Source organism: Clostridium tyrobutyricum DSM 2637 = ATCC 25755 = JCM 11008 (assembly GCF_000359585.1).
GTDB classification, from domain to species: domain Bacteria; phylum Bacillota; class Clostridia; order Clostridiales; family Clostridiaceae; genus Clostridium_B; species Clostridium_B tyrobutyricum.
On the sequence record NZ_APMH01000072.1, the window covers coordinates 1 to 385 of the forward strand.

Here is a 385-nt window from a genome sequence, read left to right on the forward strand (position 1 = left end):
AGGCATTTTTGGTGTAGAGGATATTATGTTGGTGCAGTAGGTAAAAATAAAAAAAGATAAAAGAATATATAGCAAATCAATTAAAAGAAGATTAAGCTAGTGAACAATTAGCATTTGATATGGACGACCCTTTTAAGGGTAACTAATAGAATAATGCACGCGGCAGATCGTTTTTACATCTTAAGATGTTGCTTTGGGAGAAGGGCTATGCCCGAAAAAGCAAAACCACTAGTTTTACTAGTGGATATTTATTTGGAATATCACAGGTTTTACCTGTAGTTCAAAAAGGCTTATAGCCATGAGTAGAAAATATAAAATCTCCAATATAAATAAGTAGATATTAGTGTGGATATAATATTTATAAATATGTAATCTATGATAAACA

General features: G+C 30.4%; 1 pseudogene. It reads left to right on the forward strand.

Going from position 1 to position 385, the window contains the following annotated elements:
- A pseudogene (locus J418_RS16310) lies at positions 1-95 on the forward strand (transposase); the annotation flags it as partial.
- Positions 96-385: the final 290 nt, after the last annotated feature.